The sequence below is a fragment of the Clostridium sp. TJA032 genome (assembly GCF_058310275.1).
The window spans coordinates 1,092,595-1,116,276 of sequence record NZ_JBZEFB010000001.1 but is presented as its reverse complement, the minus strand read 5'-3'; the positions used below and the strand labels follow the sequence as shown (position 1 = coordinate 1,116,276).

Genomic DNA, 23,682 nt, shown 5'->3' with positions numbered 1-23,682 from the left:
ATGACAGAGAAAAAAGAAAAAAAAGAAAGACTAGATGTACTTCTTGTAGAACAGGGAATAGCAGAGTCAAGAGAAAAAGCTAAAAGATATATAATGGCTGGTATGGTTTTTATAGGAGAAAAAAGAGTCGATAAAGCTGGTGAAAAAGTTCCTGTAAGTTCAAATATAATTTTTAGAGGAGAAAAGTTACCCTTTGTAAGTAGAGGCGGATTTAAACTTGATAAGGCTATTAAAAGTTTTTCAATAAACTTAAAGGATAAAAAGTGTTTAGACATTGGAGCTTCTACAGGAGGATTTACAGATTGTATGCTACAAAATGGAGCTTCAAAGGTATTTGCTATAGATGTAGGATATGGTCAATTTGCTTGGAAACTTAGAGTGGACCCTAGGGTTGTTTGTATGGAAAGAACAAATGTAAGATATGTAACTTTAGAGCAAATTGGAGAGCTTTGTGATTTTGCATCAATAGATGTGTCCTTTATATCTTTAACTACTGTTTTACCAGCTGTTCTTAATCTTTTAAAAGATGATGGAGAGGTTATGGCCCTTATAAAACCTCAATTTGAAGCAGGAAGAGAAAAAGTTGGGAAAAAAGGTGTTGTAAGAGAGGCTTCTACTCATAAGGAAGTAATAAAGAAAATAGTTGATTTTTCTTTAAACAATAACTTAGAGATATTAGGATTAGATTTTTCTCCTATAAAAGGACCTGAGGGGAATATAGAATATTTAATTTACCTAAAGAAAGGTAAGGAAAAGAAAGACTTTGATTATAAGGTTATAGACGAGGTTGTGGAGAAATCTCATAGTAATTTATAAAAATAATTAGTTAAGATTTAATTTCTAATTACTTTAGAGAGAACTTCAAAGTTTTAAAGTAAAGGTGTGTTTTTTTTGTATGAAAAATATAGGAATTATAATAAACAAAGAGAAGGATAAAGAGAAAAAAATTTTAAACTTAGTTCTTTTAAAGATTAGAGAGTATTTAAAGCCAGAAGAGATAATTATTATAGACCAATTTTATAAAGGAGATTTTAAGGAGCTTATTAATTTAGATATTTTGATAGTTCTAGGGGGAGATGGAACTATCTTAGGTGTAGCTAGAAAATTTTCTAAGTATATAAATGCTCCTATTTTAGGAATTAACATTGGTAATTTAGGATTTTTAGTTACAGCAGAAATAAATGAGTTAGAAGAAGCTTTGATTAAAATAAAAGAAGGAAAATATAAAATTGAAGAAAGAATGCTTTTACTTTGTGAAATAGAAGGAGCAGATTTTAAAGAAGAGAGAGCTTTAAATGATATAGTTGTTGCAAGAGGAACTTTATCTAGGATGACTAAGTATGAAGTTTTTATAAATGGAGAGCTTTATGCTACATTTAAAGGAGATGGAGTTATAATATCTACTCCAGTTGGGTCAACAGCCTATTCTTTTTCAGCAGGAGGTCCACTTATAATGCCTGATTTGCAGATTATATCTATAGTTCCTATATGTCCTCATACGCCTAATTCAAGACCTATGATAATAGATGGCAATAATGAAGTAAGAGTTAAACCTCTTATTCATGAAGCAGATGTCTTTGTTACAATAGATGGACAAAAGGCCTTAAAATTAGAAAAACATAATGAAGTTTTAATAAAAAAAGCAAAAGAGTTTTTTAGAATAATTTCATTTGATAATAAAAGTTATTTTAAAGTACTAAGGAAAAAATTATTTAAGATAGAATAAATGTTATGAAGGTGATTTGAAGATGAAATCTAAGAGACATTCTAAGATAATTGAAATTATAAAATCAAGAGCAATAGAAACACAAGAGGAGTTAGCTGAGGAACTAAAAAAAGCTGGGTTTGATGTAACTCAAGCTACAGTATCTAGAGATATAAAAAATTTAAAACTTGTAAAAAAACAAGATAATAAAGGAAATTATAGATATACCATTATAGAAGAAGAAAAAAATGAAATGGTAGATAGACTTAGTAATATTTTAGCTAATACTGTAACTTCAGTTGAAAATGTTGATAAGGTTGTAGTTGTTAAGACTATATCAGGTTCCGCTTCAGCTGCTGCTGAAGCTATAGATACCTTGCATTTAGGGGATATTGCAGGAACTATAGCAGGGGATAATACTATATTTATTTTAGTTAGAAGCTTAGAAAAAGCAGAAACTCTAGTTTCTAGAATTTTAGAAATGATAGAAGGTTAAATTTAAAAGGAGGAGGAGTATGCTTTTACAATTAACTATTAAAAATTTTGCTTTGATAGAGAAGGCATCTTTAGATTTTAAAGAAGGATTTACTATTTTATCGGGAGAAACAGGTGCAGGTAAGTCTATTCTTATAGATGCTATAAATTATGTTCAAGGAAGCAAGTTTAATAAGGATTTAATAAGAACAGGAGAAGAAAAAACTTTTGTAGAGGCTATATTTTCAATAGATGATAATGAGAGGCTTAAAGAAATTTTAGATGATTTAGAAATAGAGTATGATGATACTTTAATAATTTCTAGGGAAACTTTTATAAATGGAAGAAATAGTATAAAAGTTAATGGTAGAAGTGTTATTTTATCAGCATTGAAAAAAATAAGTTCAACTCTTCTTGATATACATGGTCAACATAATAATCAAAATTTATTAAATAAAGAAAAGCATATAATATATTTAGATGATTTTGGTGATTTTAATTTAAATGAAAGTTTAAAAAGATATAGTAAAAAATTTTTAGAACTTAAAGAGATAGAAAAGAAAATAAATGAATTAAACAATGAGGGAAAAGATGATAAGCTTTTAGATTATTTAGAATATCAATTTAAAGAAATTGAAGAAGCTAAGCTTAAATCTTCAGAGGAAGAGGAATTAACTGAAAGGTTTAATATTTTATCTAATGCAGAAAAAATAAAAAATTCTCTTGGAGTATCTTATAGTTTATTAAGTGGCTCAGAAAATAATGGAATAATTGATTCTTTATCAGTTGTAAATAGGGAGCTTTCAAATGTTGAAAATCATTTGGAAAAAATTAAAAATATAAATTCTAAAATAATGGAAATGTATTACGAGCTTCAAGAAATATCAATAGAACTTAGAGATATATGTGATGAAAGTGTATACGATGGCAATGAATTAGAAGAGATAAATAGTCGTATGTTTAAAATAGCTTCTCTAAAGAAAAAATATGGAAGTAGCATAGACGAAATATTAAAATATAAAGAGGATATTTCTTCTCAAATAAATAATATTAAAAATTCAGAAAAAATAATTGAAGAACTTTTAAAGGAAAAGAATGAAATTTTAATATCTTTAGAAGAAATATCTAAAGATATACATGATAAAAGAATTGAAATTTCAAAGGTTTTAGAAGATAAAATTCATGAAGAACTTTCTTATGTAGGCTTAGGAAAATGTAAGTTTGAAGTTCTTATTGAAGAGGATGAATTTAATATAAGAGGAAAAGATAAGGTGCAATTTTTAATTTCAACAAATCCAGGAGAGCCTTTAAAGCCTATGGAAAAGATAGTTTCAGGAGGAGAGTTATCAAGAATAATGCTAGCTTTAAAAGCTGTATTTATAGATAAAGATAAAATACCTACTGTTATATTTGATGAAATTGATACAGGAATAAGTGGAAGAATTGCACAATCTGTTGGAGAGAAGATGTATGAAATTTCTATAAAACATCAAGTATTTTGCATAACTCATCTTCCTCAAATAGCAAGTATGTCAGATAATCATTATATGGTTAGAAAAAAAGTTGTAGATGATAAAACTTTTTCAAAGGTTGAACCTATAACTTATGAGGAAAAGATAAAAGAGGTTGGAAAAATGTTAGGTGGAGTTGAAATGACTAATAACACCTTGTTAAGTGCAAAAGAAATGATAGATTTAGCTAATAGAAAAAAAGAAACTATTAGAAATTTTAATACATAATAAATTTAATTTTTATGCAAAATAGAACTGTTAAACAGTTCTATTTTTTTTTATTTTAAAACTAATATGAGAATTTTAGTATATTTTAAATTGATTTGGCTAGAATAACAAAGTTAATACAGGATATTATTTTTTGAAAGGGGCAAATTAAGAATAGAAAAGGAGGAGATATTTAATGAAAAATATAAACAAAAGAATAAAGAGTATATCAATAATAATGATGGCTTTAATATTGCTTTTATCCTCTGTGATATTTGTAAGGGATTATTTTAAAAGTAATAATACTTTTGCAAGTAGTGATACTTTCTATTCTTTAAATTCAAAGAGTAGTAAAGATGAAAGATTTAAAAATAGATATGGTATAGCCCTTGTAAATAGCAAGCAAGACAAAAAAGATATAGAACTATCCTTAGGTGGAAATCCTGTAGGTGTTAGAGTTTCTACAGAGGGTGTTTTAGCTGTTGGTTATTCAGAGATAAACACTAAAAAGGGTGATATGGAAAGTCCTGCGAAAAGTGGAGGAATAGAAATTGGTGATAGACTTATAAGTATAAATGGAAAAAAAATTAAAAGTTCAAAGGATTTATCAAAAAGGATAAATGAAAATGAATTAGAAAGTATAGATATTCTTTTAGAGCGAAATGGAAATATAATAAACAAAAAAATTAATTTGCTTAAAAATAAAAAGGGTGATTATAAAATAGGATTGTGGGTTAGAGATTCCACAGCAGGAATTGGAACCTTAACATTTTATCATGAAGAAAGTGGGAAATATGGTGCAATAGGTCATCCTATAACAGATAGTGAGACAGAAAAAATATTTCAAATAAAAAATGGAGAACTTTTAAATTCTTCTATAATAAGCATTAAGAAGGGGGAAAAAGGAAGTCCTGGAGAATTAAGAGGTATATTTTCTAGTGATAAGAAAGCTTTAGGTGATGTTAATATAAATACTGAATGTGGAATATTTGGTAATATAAATTTTTATAATTTAAAAAATAATATAAATAAAAAATATAAAGTTGGCTGGAAGGAAGATATAGAAGTAGGTCCTGCAAAAATAATAACAACTATAGATAATGAAGGGCCAAAGTTTTATGATATTGAAATAGTAAAGCTTACAAAGCAAGATAGTGTAAGTACAAAAAGTATGGTAATTAAAATAACAGATGAAACCTTATTAAAGAAAACAGGTGGAATTGTTCAAGGAATGAGTGGAAGTCCTATAATACAAAAGGATAAAATAGTTGGAGCTGTAACACATGTTTTAGTGAATAAACCAGACTTAGGATATGGAATATATATAGAATGGATGTTAAAAGATGCAAAAATTATATAATATAAAATAAGTGTGATTAATGTAAATATGTGTTATAATAAATACTAGAAAATTAAATGAATTTTCTAGTATTTATTTTTTTTAGAAGGAAATTTTTAAGATTTGTCGAATATAGTTAAGTAAAAATAATTGTAAAAAAATGGATATATAAAGTTTGTTAAGGAGAGAAAAGCATGAAGGAATCAAAAATATCTGTATTAATTGCTGATGATAACAAAGAATTTTGCAATATTTTAAATGACTATTTATTAAGTCAAAGAGATATTGTTGTTACAGGAATTGCAAAAGATGGATTAGAGGCTTTAAAACTTATAGAGGAAAAACAACCAGATTTAGTTGTATTAGATATAATCATGCCACATTTAGATGGATTAGGAGTTCTTGAAAGAATTAATTCCTTAGGTCTTGAGAAGAATCCTAGAGTGATAGTTTTATCAGCGGTAGGACAAGATAAAATAACTCAAAGAGCTATAACTTTAGGAGCAGATTATTATGTTGTAAAACCTTTTGATATGGATGTATTTACAGAAAGAATAAGACAGATGTTTAATAGTACAATATCAGAGGAAAATTCTACAGCTAAGCCAAGTATAAGTGTTGTAGAAGGAACAAAAAGTGAAAGTTCTTCTTCAGAGGAAAACAAAGAACCTATGGATTTAGAAGTTGAAATAACTAGTATAATTCATGAAATTGGTGTTCCTGCTCACATAAAAGGATATATGTATTTAAGAGAAGCTATAACTATGGTTGTAAATGATATGGAGTTATTATCTGCTATAACAAAAGAATTATATCCTTCAATAGCAAAGAAATATAATACTACTGCAAGTAGAGTTGAAAGAGCTATAAGACATGCTATAGAGGTAGCTTGGGGAAGAGGACAAATAGAAGCTATAAATAAAATATTTGGACATACTATTCATAATGACAAAGGTAAACCTACTAATAGTGAATTTATAGCTATGGTTGCAGATAAATTAAGACTTAAAAATAAGGTAAGTTAATAAAAAACACTCTTTACTAGATTTTATTCTAGGAAAAGAGTGTTTTTTTATTTATACTTTTATGATTTTATATTTTACATTACAGGATTTTTTTAATAAGAATTAAAATAATAAATTTTAGTTCTTATTTTTTTTGTAAATTTTAAAGTTTTAAGTATCTTTTTATTATGTTAATCATATTCTTTATTAAACAAGTAAAGGGGGAGCTAATTATGAAAAGATTTTTAAATGGAATTTTAGAATCTCTAAGAGAAAATAAAATAACTTTTTTATGGGTACTATTATTTTTATTAGTAGGAATAGTTTTAGGGTCTTATACAGTTTATTATATGAGTGATCTTAATAAGGTTGAAATAACAAATTATTTTAATAACTTTTTAGACTTTTTAGGGAAGAATGAAGTATCTTATTTAAGTATATTAATAAATAGTATAAAAAGCACAATACCTATGGTTTTAATAATAATATTGTTAGGATATGTATCTATAGGAACTCCTATAATACTTATGATAAATTTAGCTAAAGGATATGTTATTGGTTTTACATTTTCTTTAATAGTTAGCATTTTAGGAGGAAGTGGTATAGCATTAGTTTTATCTGGATTGATATTTCAAAATTTAATTTTTATTCCTACTATAATGTTAATTAGTGTTTTTGCAATAAGACATTCTGTAACAAAATTAAAAAGTGGTTATTCTAGAGATAGAATTAAACTAGATGTAAATAAAACATATTTAAATTTTCAAGGGGTTTTAAGTCTTATTATAATATGTGGAATATTAATTGAAACATATATATCACCTAATTTAATAAGATTAGTAATTAGTAGATGATTTCTGTAATATAAATAATTATGTAATAACATTTTGGTTAGGAGTTAATATGAAAGATTTAGTAAGCAAATACGAAGTATATCTAGAATCAATAGGAAAGAGAAAGAATACCGTAAGTGCATACATTACAGATGTTTCTATGTATTTAGATTTTGTAGAAGAAAAGGGACTTAAGGTAAATGAGGATTCTTATCCTTTAATATCTTATGTACAATATCTAAAGGAGAGTAGCAAGTCTCAATCATCAATTCAAAGAACAGTAATATCTTTAAGAAATTTTTATAACTTTTTAGTGGCAGAGGAATATTTAAAAAGAGTTCCTGATTTATCTATAAAAAGAGAGAGAGTAGAAAAGAAAAAGCCTTTAGTTTTAACTGTTGATGAAATAAATAAAATAATGAATTCAACTAATGTTTTAACAGAAAAAGGTATAAGGGATAAGGCCTTATTAGAACTTATGTATGCTACAGGAATGAAAGTTTCAGAACTTATATCTTTAAAGGTTGAAGATGTAAATTTAGATTCATACTATGTAAATTGTAAAGATAGCAGAGGCTATGAAAGAATTATTCCAATTGGAAAAGAAGCTAAAGAATCCTTAAAAAGATATATAGTTGTTAGAGAAGAGAATTCTAAGGGGTCAGACAAATTATTTTTAAATATGAGTGGTGAGCCTATAACTAGACAGGGAGTTTGGAGAATTGTAAAGGAATATGCTGTTATTGCTAATATAGGTAAAGATATAAATTTAAATACTTTTAGACATTCTTTTGCAGTGCATTTATTACAAAATGGAGCTAATGCTAAGGTAGTTCAAGAATTATTAGGAAATCAAGTTATGACATATATAGATATGTATTATGATATTATTAATAATGAAAAAATTAACAATATATATAAAAAGGCTCATCCAAGAGCATAGTTATATAAGAAAAGACTATTAAAGTCTTTTCTTTTTAGAATTTATATAATTTTATTTTTGTTATAAATAAAAATAAATAAGGAATATATTTTACTAATTTATTTATAAAATATAAAAAATTTTAAGAAATTGCAATAAGTGTATTGGAAAAATACTTGTAAATAATAAGTGCCTTTGTTAAAATAAAATTATGAAAAGGTTATCACATTTTGATGATATGGAGGAAAAAACTTATGAGAATGTATGATTTAATTTTAAAAAAGAGAAATGGTGGAGAATTAAGCAAAGAAGAGATTGATTTCTTTGTTGATAAATACACAAAAGGAGAAATACCAGATTATCAAGTAGCAGCTTTACTTATGGCTATATACTTTCAAAAAATGAATAAAAGAGAGACATCAGATTTAACTATGGCTATGGTTAATTCAGGAGATATATTAGATTTAAGTGAAATAAAAGGAATAAAGGTAGACAAGCATTCAACAGGGGGAGTTGGAGATACTACAACTTTAGTATTAGGACCTATGGTTGCTTCTTTAGGAATTCCTGTAGCGAAAATGTCAGGAAGAGGACTTGGTCATACTGGAGGTACTATAGATAAGTTAGAGAGTTTTGATGGTTTTTCAGTAGAGATGACTAAGGAAGAGTTTATAAATAATGTTAACAAAATAAAATTAGCAGTAGGTGGACAAACTGGAGATTTAGCTCCAGCTGATAAAAAACTTTATGCTTTAAGAGATGTTACAGGAACTGTTGATAATGTATCTTTAATAGCTTCAAGTATTATGAGTAAAAAAATAGCAGCAGGTGCTGATGCAATAGTTTTAGACGTTAAAGTTGGAGATGGAGCCTTTATGAAAACACCAGAGGCTGCTAGAGAACTTGCAACTGAAATGGTTGAAATAGGAAAACATGTTGGAAGAAATACTGTGGCTATAATTTCTGATATGGATCAACCTTTAGGATTTGCAGTAGGAAATGCCTTAGAGGTTAAAGAAGCTATAGAAACTTTAAAAGGTAATGGACCTAAGGACCTTTTAGAATTATGCTTAACTCTTGGAAGCAATATGGTAGTTTTAGCAGGAGCAGCTAAGAATACTGATGAAGCAAGAGAAATGTTAATGGAAACTATAAAATCAGGAAAAGCTATTGAAAAGCTAAAAGAGTTTGTAAAGGCTCAAGGAGGAGATGCTTCAGTTATTGATGATACAGCAAACTTCCATAATGCTAAATACGTAATTCCAGTTAAGGCAACTAAATCTGGCGTTGTAGGTAAAATACATGCAGAAAATATTGGATTAGTTGCTATGGAACTTGGAGCAGGAAGAGCAACTAAAGAAAGTGTTATAGATTTAGCTGTTGGTATTGTTCTTCAAAAGAAAAGAGGAGATAAAGTTAATGAAGGTGATATAATAGCTTATATTCATGCTGATGATGAAGAAAAGGGTAAAAAAGCTATAGAAGGAATCCTAGAAAATTATGAAATATCAGATTCAGTAAAAGAATTGCCTTTAATTTATGACATAATTAAATAAATTTTATTTAGGTAAAAAGTTATCTTATACTTTTTGTATAAGATAACTTTTTCTTTTTGCTTATAATTTATATGTTTTAGGAAAAAATAAGTTAGAAAGGAGAAGATGTTATGAAAAAATATAAAAAACAAATAGGGATATTTGCAATACTTATATCATTATTTAACTTAATTTTTTCTATAAACGTAAAAGCTGAAGAAGCAATAGATGTAGAAGCTAGGTCAGCTATACTTATGGAGGCTAGCACAGGAAAAATAATTTATGAAAAAAATGCTAATGAAAAATTTGCTCCAGCCTCTGTAACTAAAATAATGACAATGTTACTTGCTATGGAAAAAGTAGATAATGGAGAAATAAAGCTTTCAGACAAAATAACAGTAAGTGAAACAGCTAAAAAAATGGGTGGAAGCACTATGCTTTTAGATGTAGGTGAAGTGAGAACTGTGGAGGAAATAATAAAAGGTATAGGAATAGCTTCTGGAAATGATGCTGCAGTTGCTATGGCTGAGTATTTAGGTGGAAGTGAAAGTGCTTTTGTTGAAATGATGAATAAAAGAGCTAAAGAACTTGGTATGAATAATACAACTTTTAAAAACTGCACAGGACTTCCTGTTGAAGGTCATTTATCAACAGCTTATGATATTTCTATAATGTCTAGGGAACTTTTAAAACATTCAACTATATTAAAATATACAGGAACTTATATGGAAACTGTATCAGAGGGAAGAAAAACTCCTATTGAACTTGTAAATCATAATAAATTAGTTAGATTTTTTAAAGGGTGTGATGGTTTAAAAACAGGTTTTACTAATGAGGCAAAGTATTGTATTTCAGCTACTGCAACTAGAGATGGCGTTAGAATGTTATCTGTAATTATGGGAGCACCTACTTATAAAGTTAGAAATAGAGATGCTAGTATGCTTATGAATTATGGATTTTCTAAATTTGAAAGCAAAGAAGTAGCTAAAAAGGACCAAGAAATTGAAAAGATTTCTATGAGTAAAACAGGAGAAAAATTTGTGATTGGTAAAGCTAAAGAAGATTTAAGCTTAGTTTACCCAAGAGGAATGAGTGATAAGATAGAGAAGAAAATAGTTTTAGATGAAGGAAAAAATAAAGTAAAAGAGTTTGAAACTATAGGAAGATGTGAATACTATTTAAATGGAGAACTTTTAGGAAAAGTTTCTATTTATTCTGATAGAGATATGAAAAAGGGTGGAGTTTTAGATAGTGTTAAATTTAAGGTTAAGAATTTCTTTAATGGTGAGGAAAATAAAGAAGAAAAATAAAGTTTAATATATAAATATAGAAAAAAGCAACCAAAGTAAACAAATTTGTTTTGGTTGTTTTTTTTTATTATAGTTGTTATGATATTATGTGAAGTTTTGAATATTAGGAGAAATAGACCATGGAAATGCCAATTATAAAGCTTAAAAATTTTGATGGACCTTTTGATTTGCTTTTACATTTAATTAAGAAAAATGAGATGAATATAAGTGAAATAAAGATTCATGAAATTACAAAACAGTATTTAGAATATATATCTTTAATGAAAGAGCTTGACTTAGAGATAACTTCAGAGTTTATAGTTATGGCAGCTACTTTAATAGAAATAAAATCTAAATCTCTTCTTCCTAAAGTGAAGGCAGAGGAAGAACCTAGTGAAGAGGACCTTAAAAATGATTTATTAGAAAAGCTTAAAGAATATAAAAAATTTAAAAAGATTAGCGAATACTTAAAATCAAGAGAACTTTCAGTAGGAGAGGTTTTTACAAAAAAAGCAGAAATTATTACTGTAGAAGTTGATGAAAATTTGAGTGATGAGGATTATTTAAAAAATATTACTATGGTTGATTTATATAAGCTTTATAATAATCTTATGAGAATGTATGGTGAAAAACAAAACTTAAATGTTATGGAAAGAAAAATAAGTGTAGATAAATATAAGATAACAGATAAAATAAAGTTTTTAAGAGATAAATTAAAGGAAAAAAGTATTATTAGATTTTCAGACTTTGTTTCAACATGTCAGTGTAAATTAGAGGTTATTGTAACCTTTATGGCTATGTTAGAACTTATAAAGGGGAATGAAGTTAAAGTTACTCAATATGAAAACTTTGGGGAAATTATGATGGAACAGGTGATATTAAATGAGTGATATAAATCAAATAGAGTTTAGTGAAATATCTAAAAAGGAAGAAATTAAATCTATTATAGAATCATTATTATTTGTAAGTGGAGAACCCTTAGCTTTAAGAGAGATTTGTAAAATTGTAGATAGAGATATTAATTATACTGAAGAGTTAATTAAAGAACTTATGAAAGTATATAATGAAGATTCTTCAAGGGGAATAAAAATAATAGGATTAAATGGAACATATCAGTTGGTTACTAAAACTAAAAATAGTGAGTATGTGCAGAAGTTATTAAAAAAGAACGTTAGACAATCATTATCACAAGCATCCTTGGAAAGCTTAGCTATTATATGCTATAAACAGCCTATTACTAGAGTTGAAATAGATGAAATAAGAGGAGTTAAAAGTGAAAGTGCACTTCAAAGATTAATTGAAAAGAATTTAATTGAGGAAACTGGAAGATTAGAAGTTCCTGGAAGACCAATACTTTATGGAACTACTGATGAATTTTTAAGACATTTTGCATTAAATGATTTAGAAGAACTTCCCTCAATAGAACTTTTTGAAGAAAAAGAGGAATTATAAAGGTAGAAAATAAATATTTATTTTCTACCTTTTTTATTAAAATAGCAATTTAACTTTTAAAAAGTTTCTTAATTAGGTAAAGAGTATTAGGTTTTGGTTGTTTTATTATGGAGTTTTATTAATTTGTTTCTATATTGTTTTTATAAAAATAATAAAAACAATATAGAATAAGTTCTTAAGAAACTATTAAATTAGTTAATTAGCTATATTAAGCCTACGGACAGCAAGAGTCTTCCTTTTCTTTATTACATTTTTTATTTCCCATATCTTTAAGTATTTCAATTATTTGAGGAATATTATCTACTATTCTGTCATAAGTATTAGTTTGATTAACTGGTAAAAGTCTTACTGAGTCTCCTTTAAGAACTAAAAAAGCAACAGGTTTTACTGTAACACCAGCACCAGAACCTCCTCCAAAGGCAAAGTTATTATGTTCTTTTTCTCTTTCTAAATTTGGCAAGTCAGAGCCTCCAGAAGCGAAACCAAAGGAGACTTTTGATATAGGAATTATGCAACTTCCATCTTTAGTTTCAATTGCATCTCCTACTACTGTATTTACATCTATCATGCTTCTTAAATTTTCCATTGTTGTACCCATTAAATTTTCAATAGGGTGAGTTGTATTCATAATAATAAAACCTCCTAGTGTAAAATAAAATTTATAATTTCTTGAAGTTTAATAAATAAAGAAATCCTATGTATATAATTTGAGCAAATTTTATGGTTATTATACCTTGCGCTTGAAAAAATAAGTAATTTTTATCTTTGAATTCAGGAGAGATTTTTCCTGAGAAGTTTTTAATTTTAAAAAATTTGTTTAAAAGTATATTTAAAGTTGCAAGTATTTCGTGAATAACACCATAAGAAATAGCAGTTAAGGCAGCATCCTCTGTAGAAAAATTAAGGTCTAATAAAAGCTTTAAGGAAGGCTTAAATCTGCTTTTACTTGCTAAGCTTATAATTTTAAGTATAGTTTTGTTAGAAGGGGCTTTAAAAAGCCTTTTTTTCTTTTTAGAAATTTTTTTGATTTTAGTATGGTTATTATCCTTCTTTGATATTTCTTTTTTTTCTTTATGAGAGCCTAGTAATTTATTTAAAGAGAGTATTTCAAATTTAAAAAAGTGAATCTTAAAATCTTCTTCAGAGAGAACTAATTTTATTTTTAAATTAATTGGAATAAATAAGATTATTAAAATTACTAATAATAAAAACAAAAGTAAAAATTTAAGCATTTTATAAACCTCCTAGCCCTTTATACATTATTGACAATAATATCTTTAATTATCCAAAAATATACTAGTTTATTAAATTTATAAATTGGAATTATAAAAGGAGAGGATTTTATATAAAGTTAATTTTAAGGAGAGATATTTTATGAGGAAAAAGATTTCAGTTTTAATGTTTTTTTTAATAATAATATCTATGTTTTCTAATTTTACTGTTTTTGCAAGTAATAATAACTTAAATCAAAATTTAGTAGATAAAAAGGAAATAAGAGATGGAAATGGAGAGCTTTGTAAAGATATTACTCCAGAAGCTCATTTTGCAATTGCCTATGATGCTAAAAATAAAAAGATTTTATATGAAAAGGATGCTTTTAAAAATGTTCCTATGGCAAGTACAACTAAAATATTAACTGCTTTAGTTGCTATAAATTATTCAAACTTAGAAGAGGAGGTTATAATATCTAAAGAAGCTGCTAGTATTAGAGGGTCTAAGGTTGGTTTTAGAGCAGGTGAGAAAGTAACTATGAGAGAGTTGCTTTTTGGTCTTATGTATAAGTCTGGAAATGATGCTGCTATAGCTATTGCAGAACATATTGGAGGAAGTGTTGAAAATTTTGCGAAATTAATGAATGATTTTGCTAAAATGTTAGGTCTTAAAGATTCTAATTTTCAATCTCCTCATGGACTAGATAGTCAGATGCATTTTTCTTCTGCTTATGATTTAGCTCTTTTAATGTCAAAGGCTATGGAAAATCCTTTTTTTAGAGAAATATCTGGAACAAAGGAAGTTGCTTCTTCAAAATATAACTTTACAAGAGGATATAGTAATATAAATAAGATGCTTTGGAGACTTAAGGAAGCTAATGGAGGAAAAACAGGATATACAGGGCAAGCAGGAAAATGTTTAGTAAGTTCTGTAGAGCTTAATGGAAGAAATATAATAATAGTAGTTTTAAATTGTCCCACTAGATGGGAGACTACAGAAAAAATTTATAACTATGTAAAAGAAAATTATTCTTAAGTTTTAAGGTTTCATGGAAATATAATTTATTTTCATGAAACCTTTTATTTTTATTATATAAAGATAGGATTTTTGTAACAAATCTAAGTAATTTAGGATATTTTAATAGTAAGAATTAAAAGGGGAGGCTCTTTATGGATTATGAAATAATTGATTGTATAGATGCAGGAACTGAATTTTGTCCTTGCCATTTAGCAGAGGAAGGTGAGTGTATACTTTGCTCTCAATTACATGAAAAGTGTTTTTGTGATTGTATAAATTGGAAGGGTGTTTGTATATATGAGGAATTTGCAAGTAATGGTTTTTCTGCTAAGGAAGGAAGAAAAACCTTTAATTGTGAGGTTATAGAGGCTAAAGAGCTTGAAGAAGGATTACTTTTTATAGAATTTAAGGCACCTCATAAACTTTGTATGGACCTTCTTGGAGTTGGTAAATTTATATTTATTAGAACTAATAAAAGTCCATTTTTTGATGTTCCTATATCTATCTTAGAGTCAGATGTTGATAAAAATATAATAAAAGTACTTATAGAGGTTAGAGGAATAAAGACTAAAAGACTTTTAAATACTCATGCTAAGGGCGAAATAACTATAAGAGGACCTTATTTTAATGGAGTTTTTGGACTTAAAAATATAGAAAAAACTAGAAACAAAGAGGTTCTTGTCCTTTGCAGAGGAATAGGAATTGCACCAGTTGTGCCTGTATTAAAGAAATTGCATAAAGAAGGGAATAATATTACCTTGCTTTTAGATAATACGCCTTTTAAGAATATTTATATAGAAGAATATTTGAAAGAGTACAATATTGAGTATATACCTGTTAATTTAATAGATAAAGGCGAGATATCAGAAGAGGCTAAAAAGTTTATTAAGGAAAATAAATGGGATTTAATTCATTGTGCAGGAGCAGATATTTTAACTTATAAGCTTATAGAGTTTTTAGATGAATTAAAAGATAACATTACAATGGTTTCTTGTTGTAATAATGCAAAAATGTGTTGTGGAGAAGGTGTTTGTGGAAGTTGTACAGCTAGATTTGCAGGACATAAAGTTAAAAGACTTTGTAAAGTTCAAAGTGACCCAAGAAAAATATTTGAAGATAGAAGATTTATTTAATTAGTAAAATTAATTTATAGAAGGGAGTTTTTTTATGAAGGTTATTGTTATAGGTGGTGGATGGTCAGGAGTTGCTGCAGCTATAGAAGCTAAAAAAATGGGAGCTGAAGTAATTCTTTTTGAAAAGACAGATCTTCTTTTAGGACTTGGAAATGTAGGAGGCATAATGAGAAATAACGGAAGGTATACAGCTTCTGAAGAATTAATAGCTATGGGTGGAGGAGATTTGATTAATATAACAGATAAAGTTAGTAGACATAAAGATATACCATTTCCAGGTCATGAACATGCTTGGCTTTATGATGTTAATTTAGTTGAAGGTGAAGTTAAAAGATATGTAGATAGTTTGGGTATTCAATGTAAAATGATTTCAAGAATAACTGATATAAAACAGAATAAGGATAAAATTTTAGGAGTTTATACAAGTGATGGAGAATATTATGAAGGGGATGTATTTATTGAAACAACAGGTTCTACAGGACCTATGGGTAACTGTTTAAGATATGGAAATGGATGCTCAATGTGTATTTTAAGATGTCCATCCTTTGGCCCAAGAATAAGTATAAGTGCTAGATGTGGTGTTTTTGATATACAGGGAGAAAGAGTTGGAGATGAATTAGGAGCTTTTAGTGGTTCTTGTAAACTTGCAAAGGAAACTCTTTCAAAGGAAATACGAGATGAACTTGAAGAAAAGGGCTGTGTAGTTTTAAAAATTCCTAAAGAGGATGTTAATTATGAAAAATTAAATGCAAAGGTTTGTCAACAGTATGCTTTAAAGGAGTTTGCTGAAAATATAGTTTTACTAGACACAGGTCATGCTAAACTTATGACAACTTATTATCCTCTAGAAAAGCTTAGGAAGATAAAAGGACTTGAAAATGCTAAATATGTAGACCCTTATGCAGGAGGAAAGGGAAATTCAATAAGATATCTATCAGTAGCTCCAAGAGATGATAATATGAAGGTTAAAGGAGTTAGTAATTTATTCTGTGCAGGTGAAAAATCAGGGCTTTTTGTTGGTCATACAGAAGCTATAGTTACAGGTACATTAGCAGGATATAATTCTGTAAGACATGTTCTAGGAATGCCTTATTTAATTTTACCAAGAGCAACAGTATTAGGAGATATAATTGCTTTTGCTAATGAAGAATCACAATCAAGAGAAGGAAAGAAAAACAGATATACTTTTGCAGGGTCTGTTTATTTTAACAGAATGAAAGAATTAGGACTTTATACAATAGATAAAGAAGAAATTAAAAAAAGAGTATCTCAATTAAATTTAGAGAATATTTTCAGTAAAAAACTTATTTAAAATTTAAGGTATCTAAAGTGAAATGATTTTTAAAACTTTAGATGCCTTAATTTTTATATTAAAACTAGTTTTTATTAAGAGGTATAAAGATATAATGAGCTAAAATTTCTTTTATTAAAAAGATTATTTTAAAAGATTTTAATAATTTTTTATAGACCCTTTTTATTATGGAATTTTATTTAGTATAATATATTTAAAAAGTAAAAAGATAGAATAAAGAATTATTTTTTATTAAAGAGAAGGGAGGAAGATTATTAAGATTTTTAAAATCTTAATAATTGAATAGTTTGATACCTTTAGCAGAAGTTATGCGTCCTAAAAAATTAGAAGATATTGTTGGTCAAAAACATATCTTAGGAGAGGGAGCTCCCTTAAATAAACTTATAAAAAATAAAAATATAATGAATTGTATTTTTTATGGTCCACCAGGAGTTGGAAAAACAACTTTAGCTAATATAATTTCAAATTATACAGATAAAAAATTTTATAAAATAAATGCAACTACGGCCTCTATAAAAGATATACAAAACATAACTAATGACATTGATAATTTATTAAATTTCAATGGAGTAATATTATACATAGATGAGCTTCAACATTTTAATAAAAAACAACAACAGGCACTTTTAGAGTTTATAGAGGATGGAAGAATAACTTTAATAGCAAGTACAACAGAAAATCCATACTTTGCTATTCATAGAGCTATTTTAAGTAGATGTACTATATTTAAATTTAATGAAATAGATAATGAAGATATAGTTTTATCTCTAGAAAATACTCTAGAAAAGTTAAAAAAAGAAGGATATAAAATTTCAGTTTCTAGTAATGCTTTGAAATATATTGGAGAAATATCTAGTGGAGACCTTAGAAAGGCATATACAATTTTAGAATTAGCTATTAAGTCTCAAAATAAAGATAAAATTATTTTAAGTGAAAAATATATAGAATCCTTAGGGCAGTCTAATTTAAAATCTGATTTTTCAGGAGATTATTATTATAATTTATTAAGTGCCCTTCAAAAAAGTATAAGAGGTAGCGATGAAAATGCAGCCATCCATTATTTAGCTAGGCTTCTTAAAGGGGGACATATGGATTCTGTTATAAGAAGATTAGCTGTAATAGTTGCAGAGGATATTGGTCTTGCACATCCAAATGCTTTAAGTATTGTAAATAACGGAATAGACCTTGCATTAAAAGTTGGAATGCCAGAGGCTAGAATAATATTATCAGAACTTGTTATTTATTTATCAACTCTTCCAAAATCAAATAGTGCCTATTTAGCTATTGAAGAGGCTTTAAATGATTTGGAGAAAATAAATATTTTAGATATGCCAGATAATTTAAAAGATGCTCATTATAATGGAGCAAAGTCTTTAGGTATTTCTGGATATTTATATCCTCATGATTATGAAAATAGCTATGTAAAACAAAATTATATGCCAAATAATATAAAAGATAAAATATATTATAAAGCTAAAGAAAATAAATATGAAAATAGCATAAAAACATACTGGGATAAAATAAAAAAATCCTAGAAAAATCTATGAAATAAAATGAAAAATTACTTTAATTTATGTAAAGATTATTGTTGACAAATTTACTCGGTTTTGATATTATAATCACATAAAGTACATCGAATTAGTCAGATTTAGAGGTGATTAAATGAAATTATCTACCAAAGGAAGATATGGCGTAAAAGCAATGGTTGATTTAGCTATACATTATGGTGGGTCACCTGTGTCAATAAAGTCAATATCGCAAAGACAAAATATATCTGAATACTATTTAGAACAATTATTTAGTTCTTTGAGAAAAGCTAAACTTATAAAAAGTATTAGGGGTGCTCAGGGAGGATATATTTTAAATAGAGAACCACAAGATATAACAGTTTCAGATATTATAGAAGTTTTAGAAGGACCTATAGAAATATCAGACTGTTTAGATGGAGTAACTTGCAATAATATTGATTGTTGTGCAACTAGACTTTTATGGAAAAAAATAAAAACAAGTATAGACGAGGTTACTAACTCAGTAACACTTAAAGATATAGTAGAAGATTATAAAGCTATGAAAGAAAAAAATGAAGCTTTAAAAATTGTTAGTAGGAGTGAAGAAGATGAATAATAGAGTTGTTTATATGGACTACTCAGCAACTACATATGTTAAACCTGAAGTATTAGAGGAGATGTTACCATATTTCACAAATAAGTTTGGAAATCCATCAGCATTTTACGGAGTTTCAAGAGAATCAAGAATGGCTGTAGATAAGGCAAGAGAAAAAGTTGCTAAAGTTTTAAATGCAGAACCAAACGAAATATACTTTACAGGTGGTGGTTCAGAGGCTGATAACTGGGCAATAAAAGGAATAGCATTTGCTCATAAGAATAAAGGAAACCACATAATAACTACAAAAATTGAACATCATGCTGTTTTACATACTTGCCAATGGCTTGAAAAGCAAGGTTTTGAAGTAACTTATTTAGATGTAAATGAAGAAGGCTTTGTAGATTTAGAAGAATTAAAAAATGCTATAACAGATAAAACTATTTTAGTTTCTATAATGTTTGCTAACAATGAAATAGGAACTATAGAACCTGTTAAAGAAATCGGTAAGATATGTAGAGAAAGAAAAGTAATATTCCATACAGATGCAGTTCAAGCTGTAGGTAACGTTAAAATAGACGTTAAGGATATGAATATTGATTTACTTTCTTTAGCTGGACATAAGGTTTATGGACCAAAAGGAATCGGAGCTTTATATATAAGAAAAGGTATAAGAATAGATAACTTAATACATGGTGGCGGTCAAGAAAGAGCTAGAAGAGCTGGTACTGAAAATATTCCTGCAATAGTTGGTTTAGGAAAAGCTATGGAAATGGCAGGAGAAAATTTAGATGAGCATATAAGCAAAATATCTAAATTAAGAGATGAATTAATAGAAGGATTATTAAAGGTACCATATACAAGATTAAATGGACCAAAAGATGGTAGCAAGAGATTACCAGGAAACGTTAATGTGTGTTTTGAATTTATTGAAGGAGAAAGTATTTTACTTTCATTAGATTTTGATGGAATTTGTGGTTCAAGTGGAAGTGCTTGTACATCAGGCTCATTAGACCCATCTCATGTTTTATTAGCAATAGGCTTACCTCATGAAATAGCTCACGGCTCTTTAAGATTAAGCTTAGGAGAAGGAACAACAGAGGAAGACGTTAAATATGTATTAGAAAAGGTGCCACCAATAATCGAAAGATTAAGAAGTATGTCACCACTTTGGAAAAATCATTTAAGAGAATTAGAAGGAGAGAATTAATCATGATATATAGTGAAAAAGTTATGGATCATTTCAAAAATCCAAGAAATGTAGGAGAAATAAAAGATGCTAACGGCATTGGAGAAGTTGGTAATGCTAAATGTGGAGATATAATGAGAATATATCTTAAAATAGAAAATGACATAATAGAAGATGTTAAATTTGAAACTTATGGTTGTGGTTCAGCAGTAGCTTCATCAAGTATGGCTACAGAACTTATCAAAGGAAAAACTGTAGAAGAAGCATGGGAATTATCAAATAAAGCTGTTGCAGAAGCTTTAGATGGTCTTCCACCAGTTAAAATGCACTGTTCAGTACTAGCTGAGGAAGCTATACACAAAGCTATAAATGATTATAGACAAAGACAAGGATTAGAACCTTGGGATATGAAAGAACATTCTCATGATATACATGAACATGTTCACGGTGAAGAATAATATTAAAGTGGTGATTTTGTGACAAAGAAAAAGGTTGTTATAGGTATGAGTGGCGGAGTTGATAGCTCCGTTGCTGCTTACCTTTTAAAAAAACAGGGATATGATGTAATTGGCGTTACTATGCAAATATGGCAAGAAGATAAGGAATATGAAGAAAGAGAAGGTGGGTGTTGTTCACTTTCAGCTGTAGATGATGCAAGAAGAGTTGCTCAAAAGTTAGATATTCCTTTTTACGTTTTAAATTTTAGAGATAGTTTTAAAAGAAATGTAATAGATTATTTTGTTGATGAATACATACAAGGTAGAACTCCAAATCCATGTATTGCATGTAATAAATATCTTAAATTTGATGAGCTTTTACAAAAAGCTAAAGGTATAGGGGCAGATTATGTTGCAACGGGTCATTATGCTAAGATTGAAGAAAGAGATGGAAGATTTCAACTTATAAGATCTAAAGATGATAGGAAAGACCAAACTTATGCCTTATATAATTTAACTCAAGAACAGTTAAAGCATACTCTAATGCCTTGTGGAGAATTTACTAAGGATAAAATTAGAGAAATAGCTAAAGAGATTGGGTTAGATGTACATAACAAAAAAGATAGTGAAGAAATTTGTTTTATTCCTGATAATAATCATGGAAGATATATATGTGAAGCTGCTCCAAATAAAGTAAGACCAGGTAAGTTTGTAGATAAAGAGGGAAACGTATTAGGAGAACATAAGGGTATAGTTTACTATACTATAGGTCAAAGAAAAGGATTAGGATTAGCTTTAGGAAGACCAGTCTTTGTTACGGATATAAACCCAGTAACAAATACTGTTGTAGTTGGACCAGAAGAAGATATATTTAAAACTGACTTACTTTGTAAGGATGTTAATTTTATATTTATAGATTCACTTAAAGAACCTATGGAAGTTGAAGCGAAAATTAGATATTCAGCAAAGCCAGCTAAAGCAGTTATAAGTCCTTTAGGAGAAGGAAAAGTTAAAGTATCTTTTGAAGATAAGCAAAGAGCCATAACTAAGGGTCAATCTGTTGTGTTTTACAAGGATGATTTAGTTGTAGGTGGCGGTATTATAGAAAGTTTACTTTAATAAAAAAGCTCTCAATTTAATTGAGGGCTTTTTTTTATTTAAAATTTTATAAAGTGTGTATTTTTTGGTAAGAAGTAGATAATAATAAATATAATTCTAAAAGCTTATATAAATAAGGGGATGAATTTTAAATGTATAGAATACGAGATTTTCTTGGACTTAAAGTTTATAATTCAAAAGGAGATAAATTAGGGGTAATATGTGATTTATCTATAGATTATTTTAATGCTAAAGTAACTGGATTTATTATAAATAAGAAACTTTTATCAAAAAGAAATTATATAGATTTAAAAAATGTTATTTCATTAAGTAGATATTTAATTGCTGAAGGTGTTTATGTACATAAAGCATTAAAATTTAGTGAAATAAAAAATTTTAATCTTTTAGATAAGTATGGAAAAGTGATAGGAGAGGTTGAAGATATATTAATAGGAGAGGATTTTTCTATAAAAGGGCTAATTATTGTAGAAGGATTTTTTGAAAAGTTTAAAAAAGGTAAAAAAATTGTGAATATTAAAGAAACTATTCTAGGAGAAAAGAATATATTATATTTTTATGAAGAAAAAGTTTCAATGAGAATGATTCCAAGAGAATTTATTTCAAAGGAAAGGAGAAATAATATTGATTAAAGCTTTAAAAGAAAGAAAAATGTTAATAAAATTTTTTATAATAATTTTTTTGTTTTTTATTTTATGGATATTTTTATTAAGAATTGAAGCTTTTAAGGATATTATTTTTATAATTTTAGCTTCTAGTATATTTTCTTACGTATTAAAGCCTCTTTATGTTTTTTTAGCGGAAAAATTAAGGGTTAATAAAAAAATTTTAGCTATGTTAATAATTCTTTTTGTCTTGCTTTTAATTATCTTTTTTTTAGCAGTTTTAATTCCTAACATTTTTAAAGAGGGAGAAAACTTTGAAAAGTTAATAAGTAGTACTGAGAATTTTATAAATGATTTAATAAATAAAATGAAACTTGTAGAGCTTGGAATATTTGAAACTTTAGAAAAGCAATTTACAGAAAAATTAAATATATTTTTAATTAACTTTACAAGTACTGTTATAAATGGACTTATTAATTTTTCAGAAAATATTTTAGCTATTGCAGTTATTCCAGTATTATCTTATTATTTTTTAGCTTATGGGGACGTTATATCTAAAAAGGTGCTTTACTTTTTCCCCTTAGATAAAAGAGAAATAATAAGAAGTTTAGGGAGAGATGTAGATAGTGTATTAGGCAGATATATCTTAGGGCAACTTAGCTTAAGCTTAGTGGTTGGATTTATGACCTTTATAGCAATGTTTATTTTAGATGTAAAATTTCCTCTTTTATTAGCTGTTTTTAATGCTATACTTAATATAATACCTTATTTTGGAGCAGTTTTAGGAGCAATACCTGCAATTTTAGTAGCATTAATAGATGGTCCAAATAAAATACTTTTAGTTATTTTGAGTTTTTTTATAATACAACAGATTGAAGGGAATTTAATTGCACCTAAAATTACTGCTAAAAGTATTGATATGCATCCTATAGTTATAATAATTTTACTTTTAATAGGAGAACAAATAGGAGGATTGTTAGGTATGGTTTTTATAGTTCCTATATCTGTTATAATAAAGGTTTTATTTGAAGATTGGGACTATTATATGTTTTTATGATAAAATAATTAAGTAGATTTATAAGTTTCAATATATTTTATATAAATTCAGTATATAAAATATACACTTTGTAATAATATTGACAGGCAAAGAATTTTTTTTTATAATTTGCCTATAATAACTTAATGAAAAGCGTTGACGAGAATGAGTAAACATTTATCTTTTATTCAGAGAGAAAGTGGTTGGTGAAAACTTTTTAAAAGAGATGTTGAAGCTATCTCTGAGCTATA

At 27.3% G+C, this 23,682-nt stretch carries 24 protein-coding genes and 1 other annotated feature (1 of these 25 only partly in view); of the genes, 22 read left to right on the top strand and 2 right to left on the bottom strand.

Annotated features, from left to right (window positions below; genetic code table 11):
* The 12 genes from AC4FRL_RS05125 (at nucleotide 1) to scpB (ending at nucleotide 12,271) form a co-directional block, all read left to right on the top strand.
* Nucleotides 1–816, top strand: a complete 816-nt coding sequence (locus AC4FRL_RS05125; protein WP_491139135.1) for a TlyA family RNA methyltransferase — start codon at nucleotides 1–3, stop codon at nucleotides 814–816.
* A 79-nt stretch (nucleotides 817–895) separates the two neighbouring features.
* Nucleotides 896–1,726: an NAD(+)/NADH kinase gene (locus AC4FRL_RS05120; protein ID WP_491139134.1), complete on the top strand. Its 831-nt coding sequence runs from the start codon at nucleotides 896–898 to the stop codon at nucleotides 1,724–1,726.
* Nucleotides 1,727–1,748: 22 nt separating this feature from the next.
* Nucleotides 1,749–2,201, top strand: a complete 453-nt coding sequence (locus tag AC4FRL_RS05115; protein WP_491139133.1) for an arginine repressor — start codon at nucleotides 1,749–1,751, stop codon at nucleotides 2,199–2,201.
* 19 nt (nucleotides 2,202–2,220) lie between these two features.
* Entirely contained in the window at nucleotides 2,221–3,918 is a 1,698-nt protein-coding gene (gene recN, locus AC4FRL_RS05110) for a DNA repair protein RecN (RefSeq protein ID WP_491139132.1), read from the top strand.
* A 175-nt stretch (nucleotides 3,919–4,093) separates the two neighbouring features.
* Entirely contained in the window at nucleotides 4,094–5,257 is a 1,164-nt protein-coding gene (spoIVB, locus tag AC4FRL_RS05105) for a SpoIVB peptidase (protein WP_491139131.1), read from the top strand.
* A gap of 173 nt (nucleotides 5,258–5,430) precedes the next feature.
* Nucleotides 5,431–6,261: a sporulation transcription factor Spo0A gene (gene spo0A / locus AC4FRL_RS05100; protein WP_491139130.1), complete on the top strand. Its 831-nt coding sequence runs from the start codon at nucleotides 5,431–5,433 to the stop codon at nucleotides 6,259–6,261.
* 212 nt (nucleotides 6,262–6,473) lie between these two features.
* Nucleotides 6,474–7,094, top strand: a complete 621-nt coding sequence (gene spoIIM, locus AC4FRL_RS05095) for a stage II sporulation protein M (protein WP_491139129.1) — start codon at nucleotides 6,474–6,476, stop codon at nucleotides 7,092–7,094.
* A gap of 49 nt (nucleotides 7,095–7,143) precedes the next feature.
* Nucleotides 7,144–8,016 carry a site-specific tyrosine recombinase gene (locus AC4FRL_RS05090; protein WP_491139128.1) on the top strand — a complete coding sequence of 291 codons (873 nt, stop codon included), beginning with the start codon at nucleotides 7,144–7,146 and terminating at the stop codon, nucleotides 8,014–8,016.
* Between the two features lie 233 nt (nucleotides 8,017–8,249).
* On the top strand, nucleotides 8,250–9,551 hold the full coding sequence (locus AC4FRL_RS05085; RefSeq protein WP_491139127.1) for a pyrimidine-nucleoside phosphorylase: 1,302 nt from the start codon (nucleotides 8,250–8,252) through the stop codon (nucleotides 9,549–9,551).
* Nucleotides 9,552–9,661: 110 nt separating this feature from the next.
* Nucleotides 9,662–10,840, top strand: coding sequence for a D-alanyl-D-alanine carboxypeptidase family protein (locus tag AC4FRL_RS05080; protein WP_491139126.1), 1,179 nt, complete (start codon nucleotides 9,662–9,664; stop codon nucleotides 10,838–10,840).
* Nucleotides 10,841–10,959: 119 nt separating this feature from the next.
* Nucleotides 10,960–11,709 carry a segregation/condensation protein A gene (locus tag AC4FRL_RS05075; RefSeq protein ID WP_491139125.1) on the top strand — a complete coding sequence of 250 codons (750 nt, stop codon included), beginning with the start codon at nucleotides 10,960–10,962 and terminating at the stop codon, nucleotides 11,707–11,709.
* Nucleotides 11,702–12,271 carry an SMC-Scp complex subunit ScpB gene (scpB, locus tag AC4FRL_RS05070; RefSeq protein WP_491139124.1) on the top strand — a complete coding sequence of 190 codons (570 nt, stop codon included), beginning with the start codon at nucleotides 11,702–11,704 and terminating at the stop codon, nucleotides 12,269–12,271. Before AC4FRL_RS05075 ends, scpB begins: the two co-directional genes overlap by 8 nt.
* A 214-nt stretch (nucleotides 12,272–12,485) precedes the next feature.
* Here the strand turns inward: scpB and ytfJ are convergent, their stop codons facing one another.
* Together ytfJ and AC4FRL_RS05060 are read right to left on the bottom strand one after the other, a co-directional pair.
* Nucleotides 12,486–12,902: a GerW family sporulation protein gene (gene ytfJ, locus AC4FRL_RS05065; RefSeq protein ID WP_491139525.1), complete on the bottom strand. Its 417-nt coding sequence runs from the start codon at nucleotides 12,900–12,902 to the stop codon at nucleotides 12,486–12,488.
* Between the two features lie 28 nt (nucleotides 12,903–12,930).
* A complete protein-coding gene (locus AC4FRL_RS05060; RefSeq protein WP_491139123.1) occupies nucleotides 12,931–13,503 on the bottom strand; it encodes a DUF2953 domain-containing protein in 573 nt (190 codons plus the stop codon).
* 142 nt (nucleotides 13,504–13,645) lie between these two features.
* Between AC4FRL_RS05060 and AC4FRL_RS05055 the strand changes: the two genes are divergently transcribed.
* The 10 genes from AC4FRL_RS05055 to AC4FRL_RS05010 all read left to right on the top strand — a co-directional run bounded on the left by AC4FRL_RS05055 (nucleotide 13,646) and on the right by AC4FRL_RS05010 (nucleotide 23,452).
* Entirely contained in the window at nucleotides 13,646–14,518 is an 873-nt protein-coding gene (locus tag AC4FRL_RS05055; protein ID WP_491139122.1) for a D-alanyl-D-alanine carboxypeptidase family protein, read from the top strand.
* 134 nt (nucleotides 14,519–14,652) lie between these two features.
* Nucleotides 14,653–15,633 carry a sulfide/dihydroorotate dehydrogenase-like FAD/NAD-binding protein gene (locus AC4FRL_RS05050; protein ID WP_491139121.1) on the top strand — a complete coding sequence of 327 codons (981 nt, stop codon included), beginning with the start codon at nucleotides 14,653–14,655 and terminating at the stop codon, nucleotides 15,631–15,633.
* A 34-nt stretch (nucleotides 15,634–15,667) separates the two neighbouring features.
* Entirely contained in the window at nucleotides 15,668–16,945 is a 1,278-nt protein-coding gene (locus AC4FRL_RS05045) for an FAD-dependent oxidoreductase (RefSeq protein WP_491139120.1), read from the top strand.
* Between the two features lie 287 nt (nucleotides 16,946–17,232).
* On the top strand, nucleotides 17,233–18,480 hold the full coding sequence (locus tag AC4FRL_RS05040) for a replication-associated recombination protein A (protein WP_491139119.1): 1,248 nt from the start codon (nucleotides 17,233–17,235) through the stop codon (nucleotides 18,478–18,480).
* Nucleotides 18,481–18,607: 127 nt separating this feature from the next.
* Complete coding sequence (locus AC4FRL_RS05035) at nucleotides 18,608–19,069, top strand: RrF2 family transcriptional regulator (protein ID WP_491139118.1); 462 nt, start codon at nucleotides 18,608–18,610, stop codon at nucleotides 19,067–19,069.
* On the top strand, nucleotides 19,062–20,258 hold the full coding sequence (gene nifS, locus AC4FRL_RS05030; protein ID WP_491139117.1) for a cysteine desulfurase NifS: 1,197 nt from the start codon (nucleotides 19,062–19,064) through the stop codon (nucleotides 20,256–20,258). The genes AC4FRL_RS05035 and nifS overlap by 8 nt, the downstream gene beginning before the upstream one ends.
* Nucleotides 20,259–20,260: 2 nt before the next feature.
* The gene (gene nifU, locus AC4FRL_RS05025) at nucleotides 20,261–20,695 is read left to right on the top strand and encodes a Fe-S cluster assembly scaffold protein NifU (protein ID WP_491139116.1); all 435 of its coding nucleotides are present in this window, start codon (nucleotides 20,261–20,263) and stop codon (nucleotides 20,693–20,695) included.
* Between the two features lie 18 nt (nucleotides 20,696–20,713).
* Nucleotides 20,714–21,793, top strand: coding sequence for a tRNA 2-thiouridine(34) synthase MnmA (gene mnmA / locus AC4FRL_RS05020; RefSeq protein ID WP_491139115.1), 1,080 nt, complete (start codon nucleotides 20,714–20,716; stop codon nucleotides 21,791–21,793).
* A gap of 131 nt (nucleotides 21,794–21,924) precedes the next feature.
* A complete protein-coding gene (locus AC4FRL_RS05015; RefSeq protein WP_491139114.1) occupies nucleotides 21,925–22,422 on the top strand; it encodes a PRC-barrel domain-containing protein in 498 nt (165 codons plus the stop codon).
* Complete coding sequence (locus AC4FRL_RS05010; protein WP_491139113.1) at nucleotides 22,415–23,452, top strand: AI-2E family transporter; 1,038 nt, start codon at nucleotides 22,415–22,417, stop codon at nucleotides 23,450–23,452. Before AC4FRL_RS05015 ends, AC4FRL_RS05010 begins: the two co-directional genes overlap by 8 nt.
* A gap of 126 nt (nucleotides 23,453–23,578) precedes the next feature.
* Nucleotides 23,579–23,682, top strand: a binding site (T-box leader) (it continues 67 nt past the right edge of the window).